Origin of the sequence: Eubacterium sp. 1001713B170207_170306_E7, assembly GCF_015547515.1 — a bacterium.
Classification (GTDB): Bacteria; Bacillota; Clostridia; order Eubacteriales; family Eubacteriaceae; genus Eubacterium.
Genome location: NZ_JADMVE010000001.1, coordinates 248,406 through 268,394 on the forward strand (window position 1 = coordinate 248,406; position 19,989 = coordinate 268,394).

Genomic DNA, 19,989 nt, shown 5'->3' on the forward strand with positions numbered 1-19,989 from the left:
TCCAGGCGCAAGCCGGGAGCAAGAGCGACTGGCGCTCTCAGTGCTACTGCGAAGCGGTAGCAACCGAAAAGGGACCCAGACACGTCAAAGGAACACAGATGATCCACGGTTTGTTTTGATTCGTATTTCATACGAAACAAACCGATCACATCTGCGAAACCGATTCACACCAAATTACAAATTTGGGTTCTCTGGTTCCCGCAGGCCGCTTTTTCCTTCCTTAGGTAAAAAGCTCCGTCTCTTGAGAGTTTGAGATATACAAAAACCGGCGCAAAACGGCGCCGGTCTTTTTGAGGGGTTATATTTAGGAGAGAAGGGGTTCTTTAGAATTTTTCGGTTTCAAAGGCTTTCCAGGGGATATCCACTTCTGCGCCGTTGCTGATGATGTCGTCCACGTGCATGAGCAGCGGGAAATCGGCCAGGTCGACCTTGCCGTTTTCGGCCAGTCTGCGGACGGCCTTGGCGGTGCGGGTGGCGATGACAATGGATTCCAGTGTGACGCCTGCCAGTTCGTTCATGGCGTTGTCGAAGGACAGTCCGCGGCCCAGCAGGGTGCCGATTTTGCGGGTTCTGCCGCCGAAGATGGTGACATAAAGGTCGCCCGCGCCGTAGATGATGTTTTCCTCGCCGCCGTTTACCAGGCGCAGCAGGTGTTTCATTTCCTTCACGCTCTGTCCGAACAGGGCGGCCTGGGAGTTATAGTGCTGGACGCCGATGCCTTCGTTCTTTTCCGCGATGCCGACAGCCAGGGAAACGCCCAGGGCGTAAGCGTTTTTGAGGGCGACGGCGCACTCGACGCCGATCACATCGGTTGAGAGGCTTACATGGTAGTAGGGTGCTGTGAACATGGCCTTGATTTTGCGCAGGATTTCGATGTCACGGCCGCAGAAGGCCACGGCGGAGTTGTCCTTGTCGGCCAGCTCGTAGCTGGTGCAGGGGCCGCCAATGCCGTTGATGGAAAGCTTTTTGCCTTCGGGAAGTCTGGATTCCCAGTAGTGCGGGTAGGTGATCATGGAGCCGTCCTCCTGGTCGATCATGCCCTTGGTCACCGCGATCATGGGAACGCCGTCCGGGATAATGGGGAGGATATTTTCTGCAAACCAGTCTACGCCGAAGCTGCTGACGCCGCATAATACAACATCTGCGCCTTTGAGGGCTTCTTCCACTTCTTCTACCTGATAGTATTTAACCGTGTCTGGCAGAGTGCGCTTTAAATTAATATGGAAGTTTGATTTGCGAAGCTCATCAATGACTTCTCTGTCAAGCGGGGTGCCCACCAACCGTACTTCGTGTCCGTTTTCAATAACTGGATAAGTTAATGCAGATGCCATCTGGCCTGCGCCGACATAGGTAAGAATGCTCATAGTTTTAATCTCCTTTGGTTCTCTTGTTTCTCGTGGTATTTCGTTGTTGATTATAGAATACTCCCTTTTTTTTGAATTGTCAAGCAAAATTTGAGAAAAATTTCAAATACTGAAAATAATCCCATAAATCTGAAACACACTGATTTTTTCACAAAATATGCTTGACAAAAAAATGAAAAACCATTACAATGAAAATAATCTCAGATATTGAAATTTTTCTCTACCATCAAGAAGGGATGACAGCATTATGGAACAGAGCAAGGTTAATCAGATCCTGCGCGTCGCTAAAATGTACTATGAGCTCAAAATGAGCCAGCAGGATATCGGCGCCAAGGAAAACATTTCAAAGTCCACGGTCAGCCGTCTGCTGAAAAACGCCATGGACGAAGGGTTTGTGGAGGTGCGGATACGCCAGCCGCATTACGCGCTGGCCGATCTGGAGGCGGAATTTACAGGCCGTTTCGGGCTCCGGAAGGTCGTGATCGCGGCGGATATTGTGGAAAACCGGGAGGTGCTGGTGCAGGATGTCTGCAGCGCCATGGCGGCGGACCTGCCCAAGTACATTGAGGACGACAGCGTGGTGGGCGTGGCCTGGGGAAGGACCTTAAATGTCCTGATCAGGCACCTGCCTAAAATGAGCAGAAGCAATACCCTGACCATCCAGCTCAACGGCGGGGCTTCAAGGGCCCTGTATGAGTCGGGCGCGACGGATATTGTCAAGGCCTTTAAAAACGCCATCGGCGGCGACGGTTACCTGCTGCCCGCACCGGCCATTGTGGATACCGCGCACATTGCCGGGGCGATCATGGGCGATTCCCAGATCAGCTCGGTGCTGCAGCTGGCAGAGCGCTGCCGGACCGCGGTCTTTTCGGTGGGCAACATCACCGAGCATTCTGTGCTCTATGAGCTGGGCTGCTTCAGCCCGCGGGAGTACATGAGCTTTAAGACCAAGGGCGCGGTGGGCGATGTCTGCTCACATTATATTGACATACACGGCAATGTGGCCGACGCCGGCTTGGACGGCAGAGTGGTGGGCACTTCTCTTGCGCACATCAAAAAAATACCGAACAAGCTGATGGTGGCAGTGGGGCTGGAAAAGGCTGAGGCGGTTCTGGGCGCGCTGCGCGGCGGATATGCCGACGTGCTCTATCTCGATGAGCCGCTGGCGAGAAAAGTTCTGGAGATTGATGAAAATTCAGAGGACTCGAAAAAATAAATCAGGTGTGTCAAAAAAGTGGCACAGACCGAGACTGCGCCTTTTATCCAGATAAGAAAAAAGGTCCAGGCGCTGGGGTAAACGCAAGCCGGGAGCAAGAGCGACTGGCGCTCTCAGTGCTACTGCGAAGCGGTAGCAACCGAAAAGGGACCCAGACACGTCAAAGGAACACAGATGATCCACGGTTTGTTTTGATTCGTATTTCATACGAAACAAACCGATCACATCTGCGAAACCGATTCACACCAAATTACAAATTTGGGTTCTCTGGTTCCCGCAGGACGCTTTTTTCTTCCTTAGGTAAAAGGCTTCGTCTCTCAGTTTTTTCGATAATCCGAAAATAAATTTCAAATTTCTAAGGGGGAAATTGATATGAAGCAAGCGAATTATTTTATGGGCATTGATTTGGGCACACAGAGTGTGCGTGTGGTGGTCGCCGATACGAGCGGCAACGTGGTGGTATCGGACGAGCAGGCTTACGAAACCCTGTATCCCCATGCGGGCTGGGCTGAGCAGCGGCCCGCGGACTGGTGGAGCTGCCTGAACACCGCGGTGGCCAATGTGACGGAAAAGCTGTCCATCGGCCTGCGCTACAGCATCTCGGCCATCAGCGTGTGCGCCACCTCGCCTACCATTATCCCGGTGGATGAGCACGGCGAGGCCTTAACCAATGCCATCATGTGGATGGACAACCGCGCCGTGAAGGAGACCGAGCTTGTCAACGCGACCCACCACCCGATTCTGGACTACTGCGGCGGCGAGGATTCTGTGGAGTGGACGGTCCCCAAAATGCTCTGGATTAAAAACAACCAGCCGGAGGTTTACCAGAAGAGCTATAAAATCATCGAGCAGCTGGATTATATCAACCACAAGCTCTGCGGCAAATTTACCAACTCGGTCTGCCAGGCAGCCTGCAAGGCCCACTATGTGGCCTGCGAGGGCGGCTGGTCTGACGATTTCTTTAACCAGGTCGGCCTTGAGGATTATCGGGATAAGATGATTCTGGACGTGACCCGCGTGGGCGATGTGCTGGGCACCATCCATAAGGACTTCGCGGAGAAATATGACCTGAACCCGGATATGCTGGTGGTGCAGGGCGGCATCGACGCGCATATCGGCATGCTGGGCCTGGGGGTAGACCGGGCTGGCAAGATGGCCATGATCATGGGCACCAGCTTTGTCCAGCTCTGCTTTTCTGAGCAGAAGCTTCAACTGGACGGCCTCTGGGGGCCCTACGACGCGCCCATCATCCCGGACGCCTGGCTTCTGGAGGGGGGACAGACTTCGGCCGGCTCCATTGTAAAATGGTACATGCGTGAGTTTGGCGTGGACAAGCTGGACAACCCCTACGCCTATATGAACGGGCAGATCGAGGGCATCGCCCCCGGGGCCGACGGGCTGGTGGCTCTGGATTTCTTCCAGGGGAACCGCACCCCCTACAAGGACGCCAACGCCAAGGGGGTTATCTACGGCCTGACCCTCAGCCACACCAAGGCGCATATTTACAGGGCGCTGCTGGAATCCGTGGCCTTTGGCACCAAGAACATCATCGACAGCTTTGAGAAAAACGGCAGCCCGGTCAATACCATTGTGGGCTGCGGCGGCGTCACCAAGGATAAGGTCTGGATGCAGATCATCTCTGACGTGACCGGAAAGCCCATCGTGGTGACTGAGGACGCGGGGGCGAGCGCCCTGGGCTGCGCCATTGTGGCCTCTGTGGGCTCTAAGGCCTACACGAACTTTGAGGATGCCACCCGCGGCATGGTCAAGGAGGCCTACGTGGTCGAGCCGAACCCGGAAACACACGCGGTGTATGAGGGCATCTTTGAAAAATATGTGGAAATCTACAATCAGCTGAAGGGAACCATGGCAAGGGGGTAGTCTGAGTCTGGTTTTCTGTCAGGGGAAAGGCTTTGTCTCTCAGGTTTTTAGGGGCAGAGAGACCGGCGCAAAAATGTGCCGGTCTCTTTTTTAGTATAAGCCCATATACATTTACCCCCCTCTGTGATATGATTAATAAAGAGAAAAAAGCGTATTCATAACAATAGAGAAAAGGAGGGTTGCTATGAAAGTAAAACTTTGCGATCTGAAGGCTTTGGAAAACCTCACCATTGCGGCGTATGACATACCGGACAATATGGTGCTGGCCTCCAAGGCTAAATTTACCAAGGCGGCGGGGAAAAACAACTGCTTTATCTCCGGGGCCCCTTCACAGGCCATTGACCGGGATCTGGAGGTCCTGTCGGTTTCCGCACACCGCATATCCTGTACCTATTCCTTCTCCATGAGTGAGAAGGGGTACGAGGAGCTGATCGAAACCCTGATGAAACGGCCGGATTTTACCAATAATCCAAAATACAATAAAAAGTATCACCGGGTTTTTTATGTGAACAAGCGCAAGTTCACCATTTCTTATTTTAACAAAAAGCGCATCGCCACGGTCTACGCCAGCAACGATCTGTTTGATACCGATCTGGCGCCTTTGTTTGACCGCCAGTGGGGGGACCCCATTGAGAGCGGCACCGCCAAAAAGGAGGCGGCCAAAAAGGAAACGGCCAAGAAGGAAGCGGTTAAAAAGGAAGCGGCTAAAAAAGAAACGGCTAAGGAAGCCCCCAAAAAAGAGGCGGCTAAAAAGGCGGCGGTGAAAACCGAAAGCCACAAGTGGGAAAAGAAAAAACAGCCGGCGGTGGCAGCGCTCACAGCTCTGCTGGTGGCCGAGGAGCCCCTGCGCCTTGAAAAAAGCGAGCCCCACTGGACGGTGCAGGACATCAGCTTCAGGGTTAACCGGATTGTGGTGGTGGGCGAAAAGCTGAGCCTCAGCTCGACCAAAAAGCTGAAGGAGATCACGGATAAAAGCAACAACAGCGTCAGCCTCAAAATAGAGAACACAGGACCGGGAAAAAGAAAGCAGGCCGTCACCCTGACCAGCAACATCAACAGCTACCTGGTGGAAGCCATCGACTGCGTAAAGGCCGAATCACCTGAGCCCTTATCCTTTGAGCTCCGCTTCCCCATGAAAACCGCCACCTGGGACTATATCTGTAAGAACAGCTGGCTGGACGGCGCGGCCAACGAGTCTCTGGAAAACGGCTTTAAGATGGTATCCGAGGGCCAGTCTGTATTTTTCAAGCGCAACAACAATACCGGCGTCTGTGAAATGAAGGGCCTGAATACCGAGCTGCTGCGGGACTGCATTATCAGGCTGGAGGATATTTTCGAGAACAATACCGGTGACCGCAGGGTGGAAAAGGAATCCATCAACGAGGTGATCCGGAAAAAGATCCCCTATACCATCCGGATATTAAAGGACCAGGCGGACCAGTTCATCAACCTGATTTCACCGTCCTTTGTACTGCTGAACGACGCCAGCATCGAGCTGACCGACTACAGCCCCATGGTCTTTTCGGTATACCGCGGGATTGAGCTGTACCTCAAATATCTGGCGGACCTGAGCGGCATTGACCTGGCCAACCAGCCTGTGGGCAAGATTTTTAAAACCGTCGGGCGGCAGAAGCACCAGTACCTGCAGATGATCAACGACTCCATGAAGGGCGAGATGCTCCAGTCCATTTTTGAGAATTTCGGGAGCTACCGCAACGCGCTGTTCCACGCCAATCTGGACAATGTCATGGTGATCGGCAGCCGTGAGGCGGCCGAGGACATCTGCATCAGCGCCTTACAGAACCTGGAGGCGGCCAGCTTCCAGTTTCATCTGGAAGAGATGACCATCACCATCTGAGGAGGGAGCGCTTATGGCGGGTTATCTTGCCGATTACCATGTCCACACCCGTTTCTCCTTCGACTCGGAGGAGACCATCGGGGCCATCCGTAAAATGGCGGCGGCCAGGGGGCTTGACGCGGTGTGCATCACCGATCATTTCAGCGTTAACCCAAAGGACAAAAGCTTTGGCCTTTACCCCTACCGGGAAGCCCGGGCCGAGTACCTCAGCGGCAGCGCCGGGCCGGGTCCGGCTGTGTCCTTTGGCCTTGAGATCGGAGAGGGGCAGTACCGCAGGGATACCCTGGCCAGGTTTCTGGACCAGGCTGATTATGATTTTATCATTGGCTCGGTCCACAACATCGGGGATATCACCATCCGCCAGACCATCCGGCAGCACGGGGCGGACTACGCCTTCGACGCCTATTATGACGAGGTGCTGGGCCTGGCCGAGCAGGGCGATTACGATGTGATCGGCCACCTCGACCTGGTGAACCGCTACGCCTGGGACGAGCAGGGTATCTACCGGCTCGATGCCTACGCGGATAAGATCGACGCGGTCCTGAGGGCGGTGGTCCGCCGGGGCATTGAGGTCAATACCTCGAGCCTGCGTAAAAACTGCCGGCAGTTTCTGCCAAACCCCTGGATCGTAAGGCGTTTCCGGGAGCTTGGCGGCGAGATCATCACCCTCGGCTCCGACGCCCACAGCGCGACCCGGGTGGGCGATGGCCTGCCCGAGGCCGCCGCGCTGTTAAAAGACTGCGGCTTCGAGGCCACCGCTGCTTTTGAGAAGCGGCGTCCCAGGCTGATGCCCATCGGAGATTAAACAAAAAAGGTGTAAGGAACCAGCACGTCGTGCGGCTCCTTACACTTTTTTGTTTATTCGGCTGTGTCTGGCGGGTTTTGGGCGTTGTAGACCTCATCGCCCCTGAAAAAGGTCTGGAGCACAGTGGTGTCCTTGATCTCATCGGTGGGGATGCTTAAGAGGTCCCGGTCCAGCACGATGAAATCCGCGCTTTTTCCGGCTGTGATACTGCCGATCTCATCCCCGGCGCCGACCTGCCTGGCTCCGTTGATGGTGTAGGCCCTGATAGCCGTGGCGATGTCGATGCCCTCGCTCTTTGGCGGATCATAGTCGTCGGATTCGCCGCGCTTAACGGCATGGTACATTTCTGCAAAGGGGTTGATGCCGGCCAGGCCGTTGCTCACCGGGGCGTCGCTGCCAAAGGTCAGCAGCGTGCCGTTCTGGGAGACGGTGTTCAGGGGCATCTGGCGGCCGTAGCGTGTCTGACCCAGGGCGGATTTTGTAAATTCATCGCCCAGGGCCCAGACCGGGGTGGTCTGGTAAAAAACATCGGTCTGCTCGGCAAAGCGCCGGATACCGTCTTCAGGCAGGATCTGCACGTGGGCCATGGTCTTGGTGCCCTCAATATCCCCTAAATCCTGGTAGAGGTCGAGGGTTTCGTCAATGGCCTTGTCGCCGATGGCGTGGGTGTGGATATTAAAGCCCTTGCCGGCCGCGGCCTGGGCGATGGCCAGCATGTGGCTGTTGTCCAGGATCTCGATCCCCTCGCCGTTGTGATCGCTGAAGTCCTCAAACATGAGGGAGGAGTAATCCTCCAGGGTGCCGTCCTTAAAGAGCTTGAGGGTGGTGGGGCGCACAGTGTCCGAGGTGTATTTGTCCCGCACCGCGGTCATTTTGGACACAAACGCGTCGACGGGGACAGGGTCTCTGTAGACAAAGGAGGTAAAGACACGGATGTCGGCCCCGGATTTGCTGAGGGCGTCGATGGATTCCTCCTCGTCGGCCACGAGCAGGCCCGCGTCATAGTAGGCGGTGTAGCCGTAGGGGCTGAGGACCGTCTGGGTAAAGACCGGGAAACGGGTCTCGATTTCCTTTCCCGAGGTTAAACCAAGGCCCTGGAGCATGATGGACATGGTGGAGGCCTCCTTGAACTCGCCGGTGGGATTGCCGCTTTCGTCCCTTACAAAATAGCTGATACCCGGCGAGGGATCAGGCGTGGCGGCGGTTATGCCAGCCATTTCCAGAGCCTTTGTGTTGGCCCAGCCGCCGTGGCCGCCGCTGTTGGTGAGCACCACGGGCCTGTCGGACACTACCTTGTCCAGCTCGGAGGCCAGGGGCCTGGCGTCGGTGCCGTAGCCCGAGCCCGAGATCACTGGCGCCACCTCGGCGGGGTACTGGGCGGCGTAATCCCGGACCGCCTCCAGAATCTGGTCATGGGTCAGGGCCAGGTCGATCTGAAGGGGCAGCACGTCGCTGGTCCAGGTGTTGATGGCCAGGTAGTGGGCGTGGCTGTCGATGAGGCCGGGCAGAATGAGCCGGCCCTCCATATCGTGGGATGCTGCACCCCTCCCGGCGAATTTGAGGGCTTCGGTGCTGCTGCCTACAAAGGTGATTTTGCCATCCTTTACCACCAGGGCGCTGGCCTCGGGTTTTTCATCGTCCGAGGTGAAAACTTTGGCGTTGTAATACACCTCGCCGCCCTGGTTTACAACTGCGTTGGAGCAGCCGGCCAGAAAGATGACCGAGGAAGCCAGCAGGCCGACCGCAGCGGCCCGGATTTTACGCGATAACTTCTGCATTTCTTGTTCCTCCTGAGCATTTGAGTATAGTTTAGCCGTATGCACTTATCATGAAATAAAATATACACCGGAGGGCGCAAAGCAAAACAGAAAAATCCCGGGATTAAGAAAAGGTCAAGGTTTGTAAAGAGAGGAAAGCCAGTCTTTGCAAGAGCGGGGCCACCAGCGCGCTGGACGGCGCAATCCTGATAAATTTTTGTCAGCCTTGTCATTTTATGTAAATTCAGCTACAATAGAAAGTATGAAATATAGAAAGTGTAGATTATATAAAAATGGAGTTATTTGAAGTCAAAACAACCGATGAAATGAAAACACTGATGGAGAAATATTTCTCAGATTACCGGCTCGGCACCGAGAGCGTTTCCCTTGGGCAGGCCCTGGGCAGAGTGCTCGCAGGACCTGTTGTCTCAGGTGTAAACGTCCCACACTTTGACCGGTCCGTGGTGGACGGCTACGCGGTAAAATTAAAGGACGTCCAGGGCGCCAGCGAGGCCATCCCGGCCTTTTTAAAGCTGACCGGAGCCGCGGAGATGGGCCGGGAGACAAAGCTTGTCCTGGGCCCCGGCGAGACGATCTATGTGCCCACCGGCGGCATGGTGCCCGCAGGCACCGAGGCCATGGTCATGATCGAGTACACCGAGAAATTTGGCGGCGATGAGCTGGCCATCTACAAGGGGGCCGGCTCTCTGGAAAACATGATGCTGACCGGCGATGACATAAAGGCCGGCGAGCCGGTCTTTGAGGCCGGGCACACTGTCAGGCCCCAGGATGTAGGGGTGCTGTCCTCGGTGGGGGCAGTGGAGGCGCTGGTCTACAAAAAGCCAAAGATCACCATTATCTCAACCGGCGATGAGATCGTGCGCCCCGGGCAGACTCCGGGGCTGGGCGAGATCGTGGACATCAACACCCCGGCCATCGCGGCGCTGACGCAAAAGCTGGGCGCGGAGGTAACCGAGATGGCCTACGCGGCCGACGATCCGGCCGCCATCGAGACGGCCATCACCCGGGGGCTGAAGAGCAGCGACGCTGTGGTGCTGTCCGGCGGCAGCTCGGTGGGTGAGCGGGATTACACGCTGGCGGTGCTGGAAAAGCTGGGTGAGGTGTTCCTCCACGGCCTGTCCATCAAGCCGGGCAAGCCCACCATTATGGGCAGGGCCCTGGGCAAGCCGGTCATTGGCCTGCCCGGACAGCCCGCCTCGGCCATCATGGTGTACATGGTGGTCATGAAAAAGCTGATGAATATTTTCCACCGGACCGATTTGTATAAAAACCAGTACATTGTGGGAACCCTGACCGAGAATGTCCACGCAGCCCCCGGGCGCAGGACCTTCCAGACGGTGGCGGTGGCATCCGACGGCGGCGGGGTTCTGGTAAAGCCGACCTACGGCAAGTCCGGCATGATCACCCTGCTGGCCTACTCGGACGGTTATATCGAGATGACCGAAAACGAAGAGGGCAAAAATTCCGGCGATACCGTTAAGGTCATGCTGTTTTAAGGAAAGAAGGAGAGAACAATGGCAAAAATAGTGGATATCAGCCAGCGTAACCTGTACCTCAAAAATGAGGATCTGGAGGACGCTGTCTCGAAATATTTGAAAATGACCGAGGCGGGAAGGACCGGCGCAGCCGGGGAAACCGTGCCGGTGACGGCCAGCCTGGGCATGGTGACCGCAGAGCCGGTCTTTGCGAAAATATCCTCGCCCTACTACAACGCCTCCGCCATGGACGGGATCTGTGTCAGAGCGCTGGAGATCGTGGGCGTGGACGAACGCAGCCCTAAGGTGCTGGCCCTGCACGAGGATTTTGAGTTTGTGGACACCGGCGACGTGATTGAGGAGCCCTACGACGCCGTGGTGATGATCGAGGACGTGGTAACCGTGGACGACACCCATGTGCGTATCGCGAAGCCGGTTTCTTTGTGGCAGCATGTGCGGCCCATCGGCGAGGACATTGTGGCCGGAGAGCTCATCGTGCCTGCTTACCATAAGCTGCGGGCCATGGACATCGGCGCCCTGCTGGCCGGCGGGATTCTCAGTGTAGCGGTGCTCAGCCGGCCCCGGGCAGGCATTATTCCCACGGGCACCGAGATCGTGGAGGCGGGCTCGCCCATGGAAAAGGGCAAGATCATTGACTCCAACACCCGCATGTTTGAGGCCCTGGTGAAAGAATACGGCGGCGAGCCCACCCGCTACGCCCCGGTGCCCGACGATTATGAGGTCATCAGGGCCGCAATCCAGAAGGCAGTGGCCGAAAACGACCTGGTGCTCATCTCGGCCGGCTCCTCGGCCGGCACCGAGGACTACACCAGAGCCCTGGTCGAGGAGCTGGGCCAGGTCGCCATTCACGGGGTTGCCATCAAGCCGGGCAAGCCGGCCATTCTGGGCTTTATCGAGGGCAAGCCTGTCATTGGTATTCCGGGCTATCCGGTATCGGCCTACTTTGTGTTTGAAAACTTCGTGAAGCCTGTAATTCTGGGCATGACCCACCAGCTCAGCGTGAGACGCCCGGTCATAGAGGCCACCCTGTCCAAGCGGCTCATGTCCACCCTCAAATATCTGGAATTTGTGCGCATGAAGTGCGGCAAGGTAGGGGGCCGTTTTGTGGCGACACCCCTCGACCGGGGCGCGGGTGTGACCATGTCCCTGGTCAACGCCGACGGCATCCTGCGGGTGCCCAAAAACGTCGAGGGCTACGAGGCCGGGCAGACTGTCGAGATCGAGCTGCTGCGCCCGGTGGAGGAAATCGAGAATACCCTGGTCACCATCGGCAGCCACGATGTCATGATCGACATCATGGCCAACATTCTTCATAAAAACAAAAAGCTGGTGAACCTGTCCTCAGCCCATGTGGGCAGCCTGGGCGGCATCATGGCCTTTAAGAAGGGCGAGTGCCACCTGACCCCCACCCATCTGCTGGACGAGCAGACCGGCACCTACAATGTCCCGGTTATCAGGAAATACCTGGGAGAGGGAAAGGTCGCGCTCATAAAGGGCGTGAAGCGTGTCCAGGGCTTTATGATCCCAAAGGGCAACCCCAAGCATATCGAGAGCATCGAGGACCTGCTGAGGGACGGCGTAACCTTTGTCAACCGCCAGCGCGGGGCAGGCACCCGGGTGCTTTTCGACTACCTTTTAAAACAGAAGGGCATTGATCCGGAGCAGATCGTGGGCTACGACCGCGAGCTGAGCACCCACATGATGGTGGCCAGCGCGGTGCAGTCCGGCTCCTGCGACGTGGGCATGGGCGTGCTGTCCGCCGCCAACATGATGGGGCTGGACTTTATCCCGGTTGGCGATGAGGAATACGATTTTATCGTGGCCCGGGAAAATCTGGAGGACGAAAAGGTCCAGGCCTTTTTGGAAGCCCTGCGGGGAGATGAGCTGAGAGCCGCCCTCACCGAACTCGGGGGCTACGGCTTTGACACGCCCGGAAAAGTGGTGCTGATTTGAGAGACCACTTTGGACGAAAAGTCAATTACCTGAGAATATCCATCACCGACCTGTGCAACCTGCGCTGTGTCTACTGCATGCCCGAGCAGGGCGTGTCCAAGCGCCGACACGCCACCAACCTTTCCTTTGAGGAGATCGAGGCCCTGGTGCGGGCCGGCGTGGACATGGGCATCGACAAGCTCCGCCTGACCGGGGGCGAGCCCCTGGTGCGCGCCGGGGTGCTGGAGCTGGTGAAGAAAATCGGCGCCATTCCCGGCATCCGGGATTTCGCCATGACCACCAACGGCATTCTGCTGCCCCAAATGGCCCGGGAGCTCAAGGCCGCGGGGCTCAGGCGCGTCAACATCAGCCTGGACACCCTTGATCCGGAAAAGTACGCCCGGATCACCCGGTGTGGGCGGCTGGAGGACGCTCTGGCTGGCATCGGCGCGGCTGTGGAGGCGGGGCTTGCCCCGCTGAAAATCAATACCGTTCTGATCCGGGGCTTTAACGATGACGAGATCAAAACCTTTGTGGATTATACCCGGAAGTACCCGGTGGAGGTCCGTTTTATCGAGCTGATGCCCCTGGGCGAGGGCGCCGACTACGCTGCCCACCAGTATATGCCCGGCGACGCTGTGCTCGAGCGGGTACCGGAGCTGGCGCCTCTGGAGGCTGTGCCCGGCGCGCCCGCCAGGCGTTTCGCCCTGCCCGGCGCGCCCGGCAGCGTGGGGCTGATCAACCCCATCAGCCACCGCTTCTGCTCCGACTGCAACCGCATCCGGCTCACGGCCGACGGCAAGCTCAAGCCCTGCCTCCACTCCGACGAGGAGCTGGACGTGGCGGCCCTGCGGCAGGCGGGCAGAAGCTACCGGGAGATCCTTGAAATGGCGGTTTCGGCCAAGCCGGAGCGCCACCATATCGACGAGTGTGAAACCATTAAAAAACGCAATATGAATGAAATAGGAGGATAGTATGGCCATCTCAGACGAATTTACCCATTTTAACGCCGAGGGCCGCGGCCGCATGGTGGATGTGACCCACAAAAAAGACACGGCCCGCATGGCCCTGGCCCGGGGCGCGGTTTATATGAAGCCCGAAACCCTTGAGAAGATTTTGAGCAACCAGATGAAAAAAGGGGATGTGCTGTCCGTGGCCCAGATCGGGGGCATCATGGGGTGCAAACGCACCTCGGAGCTGATCCCCATGTGCCACAATATCCCCATCACCGGCAGCGACCTGCGCTTTGAGCCCGATGTGGAAAACAGCTGTATCCGCATCGAGGCCGAGCTTAAAACCACCGGCAAGACCGGGATCGAGATCGAGGCCCTGACCGCCGTATCGGTGGCGGCCCTGACCATTTATGACATGTGCAAGGCCGTCGACCGTGAAATGGTCATCGGAGACATTAAGCTCATCAAGAAAACCGGAGGCCATTCCGGGACTTTTGAGCGGAAAGAGGAGGATTTGCAGTGAAAGGAAAAGTAATCGCCATTAACCGGAGCGAAAAAAAAGGCGTGATGAAAACCCCCATCGGTGAGGGCGTGTTTATTGAGAAGTTCGGGCTGGAGGGCGACGCCCACGGCGGCGACTGGCACCGCCAGGTCAGCCTGCTGGGCCAGGAGAGCATTGACAAAATGGTGGCCATGGGCGCGGGCGGCCTGGAGCCCGGCAATTTTGCTGAGAACATCACCACCGAGGGCATCACGGTTTACGAGCTGCCAGTCGGTACCCGGCTGAAAATCGGGGAGACGCTCCAGGAGGTCACCCAGATTGGCAAGGAATGCCACAAGGGCTGTGAGATCGCGAAAAAAGTGGGCGACTGCGTCATGCCCAGAGAGGGCATTTTCACCATTATCCTGAAAGGCGGCGTGGTAAAGCCCGGCGACACCATCGAGGTGTTAGAGGGGTAGCAGGATGAGAGCACAGCGCAAAATTGCGCCGTGCTCTTTTTAAGTTAGGAAATCTGGCGGCCGGCCAGTGACAGCTCCCGGTGGAGGCGGGCTGCCATCAGGACGGTGACTGCGGCGGAGAGCACGTCCGCAATGGGCTGGGCGTACAGTATGCCGTTCAGGCCCCAGAGGGACGGGAGTACCAGAATCACCGGGACGAAGCAGAGGCCCTGCCGGCAGGCGCCCAGGATAAAGCCCTCCCGGGCCCTGCCCATGACCAGAAACAAGAAAGAGTAAACCGTATAAAAGCCAAAGAGCATAAAGGACAGGCCGTTCGCCCTTAGCGCGGCCGCCCCGATCTGCACCATGACCATGTCGTCTCTGGTGAACAGGGACAGGATCGGTGCCGCGAAAACCGCTGCCACCAGACCAAAGACCACACAAAACAGGGTGGACCAGAGAACCGCGGTTTTAATGGCCTGCCGGAGGCGGTCCAGTTTGCCGGCCCCATAGCTGTAGCCCGCGATGGGCTGGAAGCCCTTTAGGAACCCGAACACCACCAGAGTGCCCATGGACATAAGCTTGGTAACCGGCCCCATGGCCGCCAGCGCGGAAGCCCCGTACGCCTTGGCCGCGTCGTTGACCATGCCGATCGAAAGGCTGGTCAGCAGCTGGAATACCAGCGTGGGAACCCCGATCTTCAGAATTTCGGACAAAATTTCTCTGGAAAACCGGCACGCTTTGACGCTGAAGCTGAACACGCTTTTTTTCCTGAGAATATAACAGAGGTAAACCAGGGTGGACACCATCTGCGAGAGGGCTGTGGCCACGGCCGCGCCGGTGACGCCGAGGCCAAGGGTATAGATGAAAACCGGGTCCAGCGCCACGTTCAGCACAGCGCCCGCCATCAGCGCGCACATGGCTGTTTTGGCTGCGCCCTCGCTGGACACAATGTTGTTCATGGCGACGTTGAATACATTGAAGATGGAGCAGATAATGTAAATGCGGCTGTAGGCCAGGGCGTAGGGCATGACGCTGTCAAGGGCGCCGAGCTGCCTTAAAATGGGCTCCAGAAAAACAACGGAGCAGAGAATAACCACGGCCCCGGTGAGCATACTGCTGTACAGGGCCGTGCTGGCCACTTGGTTCGCGGTTTTGTTATCCCCGCGCCCCAGCAGCCTGGAAATATAAGCGGCCGCGCCGTTTCCGAACAGCAGGCCCAGCCCCACGACCACCTGCCCGAGGGGAAAGGCCACCGTGACCGCACCCATCTGGTCGGTGCCCAGACCGCCGACAAAATAGGTGTCGGCCAGATTGTACAGGGCGTTGATGAGCATGCCGATCATGGTCGGCAGCCCCAGGGCCAGCAGCGCTTTCGGTATAGGGGCGCTGCCCAGCAAAGCCATTTTTGTGTTGTGTTCCTTCATGTTTAAGTCTCCTTTTACTTGACATTTGTTGTAAAATATAATACTATAAAATATAGCAAATCGACTGAGGAACTCATAATACTATAAATTATAGTATCTGTCAAGAAGCAAAAGGAGGTTATTATGGCAACCATTGATTTGATCGTACTCGGAATGCTGAAAAAGGAGGCCCTGAGCGCCTATGATATCCAGAAGCTGGTGGAATACCGGAACATATCCCGCTGGGTGAAGATCAGCACCCCCTCAATTTATAAAAAGGTTATAAAGCTCGAGGAAAAAGGGTATATTAAAAGCAGTGTCGTGAAGGAGGGGAAAATGGCCGAGAAGGCTGTCTATTCCCTGACCGATGCGGGCGGGCGGGAATTTGAGAAGCTCATGCTGGAGATCGCCGGCAAGCCCATCCATATTTTTCTGGATTTTAACGCGGTCATCGTCAACCTGGACAGTCTGGATCCGGAAAGCCAGAAGCAGTGCCTGGAGAAAATCGAAGCGAATGTAAAAATCCTGAAAGCGTATCTGGAAGAAAACATGGCACAGAAAGCGGACAGTCCGGAAATCCCTGAAACCGGGAAGGCTGTTCTGCAGCAGCAGCTCATCCTGGCCGGGGCCATCGAGACCTGGGTGGCCTCGGTAAAGGACCACAGGGCCTGAGCAGCCGCACACTGAGACTGGCGCAGCTTAAAGCCGGTTTTTTTAATGGTAACGACTTTCTTTACCAATGTGGCGGGATTGCTCCGGGGCTGTTATAATGGTTAAAGAATGTTAACGAAAGAAGGTGTCAAGTATTAACAAGCATAGCATCAGCATTGACCATGAAAAATGTATTGGCTGCGGCCTGTGTGTAAAGGACTGTGTTGCCCGCAATATCACGCTGAAGGACAAAAAGGCCGGAATATTGGCGCAGGACTGTATTTTGTGCGGACACTGCGTGGCCGTCTGCCCAAAGGCCGCTGTTTCCATAAGCGGCTATGAGGAGGAACCGTCCCCCAGCCAGGGGGTCCGGCTGGACCCGGAGGCCGTGCTGGAGGTGATCCGGCAGCGGCGGAGCGTCCGGCAGTTCCAGAACCGGGAAATCCCAGAGGCCGTGCTGGCACAGGTGCTGGAGGCCGGGAGAATAACCCACACAGCAAAGAATATGCAGGACGTTTCCCTGATTGTACTGGACCGGGAAAAATCAAAAACAGAGCAGATGGCAGTGAACCTGTTCCGCAGGATCAGGCCCCTGGCCGGGCTGTTTAATCTCCTGGCAAGGCGTGTCCCCATCGACGACCACTTTTTCTTTTTTCACGCGCCCATCGCGGTTGTCATTGCCGCCAAAGCCCCCATCGACGGCGCCCTGGCGGCCCAGAATATGGAGTTTGCCGCCGAGGCCCACGGGCTGGGCGTTTTGTTCAGCGGCTATTTTACCACGGCCGCCGGCGCGTCGCGCAAAATCCGGAAAGCGCTGGGGATCCCAAAGGGTAAGAAGGCTGTGACCACCCTGGTGCTAGGCTACCCAAAGGTAAGCTATCAGCGGTCGGCCCAGCGGGAGCCTCTGGATGTCCGGTACCTGTAGAGGAGCATATTATGGAAAAAACATGCGAAGCGCGGATCGCTGAGATCACGCAGGGCTTTCAGGAGTGCCGCGACGCCTTTACCGCCATCGGCGATGAGACCAGGCAGCTGATCCTGCTGGTGCTGCTGCAAAGTGACCTGTCCGGTATCCGGGTTGGGGAGATTGCGCAGAAAACGCACCTGACCAGGCCCTCGGTGTCCCATCACCTGCAGATTCTGAGAGGAGCGGGCATTGTGAACATGCGCCGGGAGGGCACCCGGAATTATTATTACATCAGCGCGGACGGGACCCAGTGGCGGGCCATGGCAGAGCTGGTGAACCAGATATACGACGGCGTTATGCACATCGGCGAAGGCCGGCAGGACGGTTAGCCGGCCGGGCTTTTGAAAGGAGCAGTTAAAATGATTTTATATTTTTCAGGCACTGGAAACAGTGCGTACGCGGCCGGGAGAATCGGCCGGGAAATAGAGGATGAGACCCTTGACCTGTTTGACCGCATCAGGCGCCAGGATACCAGCACCCTGCGTTCTGAGCGGCCCTGGGTGGTGGTCGCGCCGACCTATGGGTGGCGTGTGCCCCGGGTGCTGAGCGGCTGGCTCGCAAAAACAGCCCTTGACGGCGCCCGGGATATCTATTTTGTGCTGACCTGCGGAGGAAGCATCGGCAACGCGGGCGCTTATCTGAGAAGCTTGTGCGCCGAAAAGGGCCTGCGATTCCGGGGCTGTGCGGCCGTCATCATGCCGGAGAACTATGTGGCCCTTTACGATGTGCCCGGCAGAGCGGAGGCTCTGGCCCTCATCGACCGGGCCGAGCCGGTGATTACCGGGATCGCCCGCCGTATCGGACAGAATAAGGATCTGCCGGAGTCCCGGGTCCGCTTTAAAGACAAATGCCGGAGCGGCCTGGTCAACGCGGTCTATTATCCCGCGCTGGTGCATGCCGGCAAATTCAGGGCGGAGGACACCTGTATTGGCTGCGGGAAGTGCGAGCAGGTCTGCCCCCTGAACAATATTAGGCTGGAAAACGGCAGGCCCCGCTGGGGCGGGCACTGCACCCACTGCATGGCCTGTATCTGCCGTTGCCCCAAAGAGGCCATCGAATACGGAAAACAGAGCCGGGGAAAGCCCCGGTACATCTGCCCAAAGACCCTGTAGATTTAGTTTTCAGCGCCATTGGCCCGGTTAAGCTTAAGACAAGCTTTCCGGGCCTTTGCCTTTGGGCTGGAATATGTTAAAATGAAGCCGAAATAATAAATTGAAAAGGAGACAGTGATTTATGTTTAAATACAGTACAGCGGATCTTGCAGCAGGCCGGGAGGTTTGCGCAGGTTAATGCGGCGGAAAGCCTCCCATAGGTTAATACAATATAACTTTAAGGAGGAAAATACATTGAAAAATATAACATTGAAGCAGATGGGAATGACCGACCAGTTTTTGGCGGCAGCAGGTCAATACAGCGGGCTCTACGCCGGGCGGGTGGTATCACAGTATAAGGATGCTTACCGGGTCATGACGGAGGAGGACACGCTGATGGCCGAGGTTTCCGGCAGGCTCCGGTATGGGGCGGCAGGGAGCTCGGACTTTCCGGCAGTGGGCGATTTTGTCATGCTGGACCGGCAGAGCGGCGGAGGCGGCAACGCCATTATCCACCAGGTGCTGCCGAGAAAGAGCGCCTTTATCCGTAAGGCGGCGGGCACGGCTCAGGACGGGCAGGTGGTCGCCAGCAACATCGACACGGTTTTTATCTGCATGGCCATGAATCATGATTTTAATTTGAGGCGGCTGGAGCGCTACCTGGCCATTGGCTGGGACAGCGGCGCGGCGCCAGTGGTGGTTCTGACCAAGTCGGACCTGTGTGAGAACCCGGCGGCGTGTCTGGCCGAGGTGCAGTCTGTGGCTGTCGGGGCCGACGTGCTTTTGACCACAGCCCTTGACGGCGCGGGCGTTGAGCCGGTTCTGCCTTATATGAAGCCCGGGCGCACAGTGGCCTTTATCGGGTCGTCCGGTGTGGGAAAATCCACGCTCATCAACCGTCTGACCGGGGAGGAAAACCTGGCGACAAACGGCCTGCGAAACGACGACAGGGGCCGGCACACCACCACCCGGCGGGAGCTGATCCTGCTGGCGGGCGGCGCCATGGTCATCGACACCCCGGGCATGCGTGAGCTGGGCGTGGAGAGCGCCGACCTGGACAAGGCCTTTTCGGATATCGAAGCCCTGGCCCGGGCGTGTAAGTTCCGGGACTGCACCCACACCGCTGAGCCGGGCTGCGCGGTGCAGAAGGCTGTGGAGGACGGCGCGCTGGATCCGCAGAGGCTGGCGAGCTACCACAAGCTGAAAAAGGAAGCGGGCTACGAGGGCCTGAACGCGCGCGAGATCGAGGCAAAGAAGCTGGAGCGCATGTTTGGCAGCGTGGGCGGCATGAAAAATGCCCGGCGTGTTCTGAAAGATAAGGACAAAAGAAAATACCGTTAGCATGAAACCGGCACAGGAATGTGCCGGATCAGGCTGTCAAAGCAGTGGCATAGGCCGAGACTGCGTCTTTTATCCAGATAAGAAAAAGTGTCCAGGCACTTTTATTAACGGCCAGGAATCGAGCTGTTTTATAAGTACAGCCGGACATTAGGGAGATATCGTATAGACTTTAGTAAAAAGGAAACAAGTGAGCGGGTAGTGCCCGCAGGACGACTTTTTCTTCCTTAGGTAAAAGACTTCGTCTCTTAGATTTTTGAAACGCTGAAACCGGCACAGGAATGTGCCGGTTTTTTTGCGTTGTTTTGTCCCGA

Annotated in this window: 17 protein-coding genes; 14 read left to right on the plus strand and 3 right to left on the minus strand. The window is 56.9% G+C overall.

Annotated elements, in window-relative coordinates; genetic code table 11:
* Positions 1 to 323 precede the first annotated feature (323 nt).
* Positions 324 to 1,364, minus strand: a complete 1,041-nt coding sequence (locus I2B62_RS01335) for a glycerol-3-phosphate dehydrogenase (protein ID WP_195267180.1) — start codon at positions 1,362 to 1,364, stop codon at positions 324 to 326.
* A 247-nt stretch (positions 1,365 to 1,611) separates the two neighbouring features.
* Between I2B62_RS01335 and I2B62_RS01340 the strand changes: the two genes are divergently transcribed.
* From I2B62_RS01340 to I2B62_RS01355, 4 genes are all read left to right on the plus strand, one after another.
* Positions 1,612 to 2,580, plus strand: coding sequence for a sugar-binding domain-containing protein (locus I2B62_RS01340; protein ID WP_195267181.1), 969 nt, complete (start codon positions 1,612 to 1,614; stop codon positions 2,578 to 2,580).
* A gap of 372 nt (positions 2,581 to 2,952) precedes the next feature.
* Positions 2,953 to 4,461, plus strand: coding sequence for an FGGY-family carbohydrate kinase (locus tag I2B62_RS01345; protein ID WP_195267182.1), 1,509 nt, complete (start codon positions 2,953 to 2,955; stop codon positions 4,459 to 4,461).
* 184 nt (positions 4,462 to 4,645) lie between these two features.
* The gene (locus I2B62_RS01350; RefSeq protein ID WP_195267183.1) at positions 4,646 to 6,319 is read left to right on the plus strand and encodes a type II toxin-antitoxin system RnlA family toxin; all 1,674 of its coding nucleotides are present in this window, start codon (positions 4,646 to 4,648) and stop codon (positions 6,317 to 6,319) included.
* 13 nt (positions 6,320 to 6,332) lie between these two features.
* Complete coding sequence (locus tag I2B62_RS01355; protein WP_195267184.1) at positions 6,333 to 7,124, plus strand: histidinol-phosphatase HisJ family protein; 792 nt, start codon at positions 6,333 to 6,335, stop codon at positions 7,122 to 7,124.
* A gap of 53 nt (positions 7,125 to 7,177) precedes the next feature.
* Here I2B62_RS01355 and I2B62_RS01360 read toward each other — a convergent pair whose 3' ends face one another.
* The gene (locus tag I2B62_RS01360) at positions 7,178 to 8,902 is read right to left on the minus strand and encodes an amidohydrolase (protein WP_195267185.1); all 1,725 of its coding nucleotides are present in this window, start codon (positions 8,900 to 8,902) and stop codon (positions 7,178 to 7,180) included.
* 272 nt (positions 8,903 to 9,174) lie between these two features.
* On the opposite strand from I2B62_RS01360, the gene glp reads away from it, so the two are divergent.
* Genes glp through I2B62_RS01385 form a run of 5 tightly spaced genes read left to right on the plus strand, consistent with a single transcriptional unit; the run spans position 9,175 to position 14,243 of the window.
* A complete protein-coding gene (gene glp, locus I2B62_RS01365; RefSeq protein WP_195267186.1) occupies positions 9,175 to 10,398 on the plus strand; it encodes a gephyrin-like molybdotransferase Glp in 1,224 nt (407 codons plus the stop codon).
* An 18-nt stretch (positions 10,399 to 10,416) separates the two neighbouring features.
* Positions 10,417 to 12,351, plus strand: coding sequence for a molybdopterin biosynthesis protein (locus I2B62_RS01370; RefSeq protein ID WP_195267187.1), 1,935 nt, complete (start codon positions 10,417 to 10,419; stop codon positions 12,349 to 12,351).
* Complete coding sequence (gene moaA, locus I2B62_RS01375; RefSeq protein WP_195267188.1) at positions 12,348 to 13,304, plus strand: GTP 3',8-cyclase MoaA; 957 nt, start codon at positions 12,348 to 12,350, stop codon at positions 13,302 to 13,304. Before I2B62_RS01370 ends, moaA begins: the two co-directional genes overlap by 4 nt.
* Before the next feature lie 7 nt (positions 13,305 to 13,311).
* Positions 13,312 to 13,806, plus strand: coding sequence for a cyclic pyranopterin monophosphate synthase MoaC (gene moaC / locus I2B62_RS01380; protein WP_195267936.1), 495 nt, complete (start codon positions 13,312 to 13,314; stop codon positions 13,804 to 13,806).
* Positions 13,803 to 14,243: an MOSC domain-containing protein gene (locus I2B62_RS01385; protein WP_347707781.1), complete on the plus strand. Its 441-nt coding sequence runs from the start codon at positions 13,803 to 13,805 to the stop codon at positions 14,241 to 14,243. The genes moaC and I2B62_RS01385 overlap by 4 nt, the downstream gene beginning before the upstream one ends.
* A gap of 44 nt (positions 14,244 to 14,287) precedes the next feature.
* Here I2B62_RS01385 and I2B62_RS01390 read toward each other — a convergent pair whose 3' ends face one another.
* A complete protein-coding gene (locus I2B62_RS01390; protein ID WP_195267189.1) occupies positions 14,288 to 15,649 on the minus strand; it encodes an MATE family efflux transporter in 1,362 nt (453 codons plus the stop codon).
* A gap of 123 nt (positions 15,650 to 15,772) precedes the next feature.
* Between I2B62_RS01390 and I2B62_RS01395 the strand changes: the two genes are divergently transcribed.
* The 5 genes from I2B62_RS01395 to rsgA all read left to right on the plus strand — a co-directional run bounded on the left by I2B62_RS01395 (position 15,773) and on the right by rsgA (position 19,678).
* Complete coding sequence (locus I2B62_RS01395) at positions 15,773 to 16,300, plus strand: PadR family transcriptional regulator (protein ID WP_195267190.1); 528 nt, start codon at positions 15,773 to 15,775, stop codon at positions 16,298 to 16,300.
* Between the two features lie 124 nt (positions 16,301 to 16,424).
* Entirely contained in the window at positions 16,425 to 17,204 is a 780-nt protein-coding gene (locus tag I2B62_RS01400) for a nitroreductase family protein (protein ID WP_347707782.1), read from the plus strand.
* Positions 17,205 to 17,215: 11 nt separating this feature from the next.
* The gene (locus tag I2B62_RS01405) at positions 17,216 to 17,575 is read left to right on the plus strand and encodes a metalloregulator ArsR/SmtB family transcription factor (RefSeq protein WP_195267191.1); all 360 of its coding nucleotides are present in this window, start codon (positions 17,216 to 17,218) and stop codon (positions 17,573 to 17,575) included.
* A 30-nt stretch (positions 17,576 to 17,605) separates the two neighbouring features.
* Positions 17,606 to 18,358: an EFR1 family ferrodoxin gene (locus I2B62_RS01410; protein WP_195267192.1), complete on the plus strand. Its 753-nt coding sequence runs from the start codon at positions 17,606 to 17,608 to the stop codon at positions 18,356 to 18,358.
* A 234-nt stretch (positions 18,359 to 18,592) separates the two neighbouring features.
* Positions 18,593 to 19,678, plus strand: a complete 1,086-nt coding sequence (gene rsgA / locus I2B62_RS01415; protein WP_195267193.1) for a ribosome small subunit-dependent GTPase A — start codon at positions 18,593 to 18,595, stop codon at positions 19,676 to 19,678.
* The last annotated feature ends 311 nt before the right edge of the window (positions 19,679 to 19,989 follow it).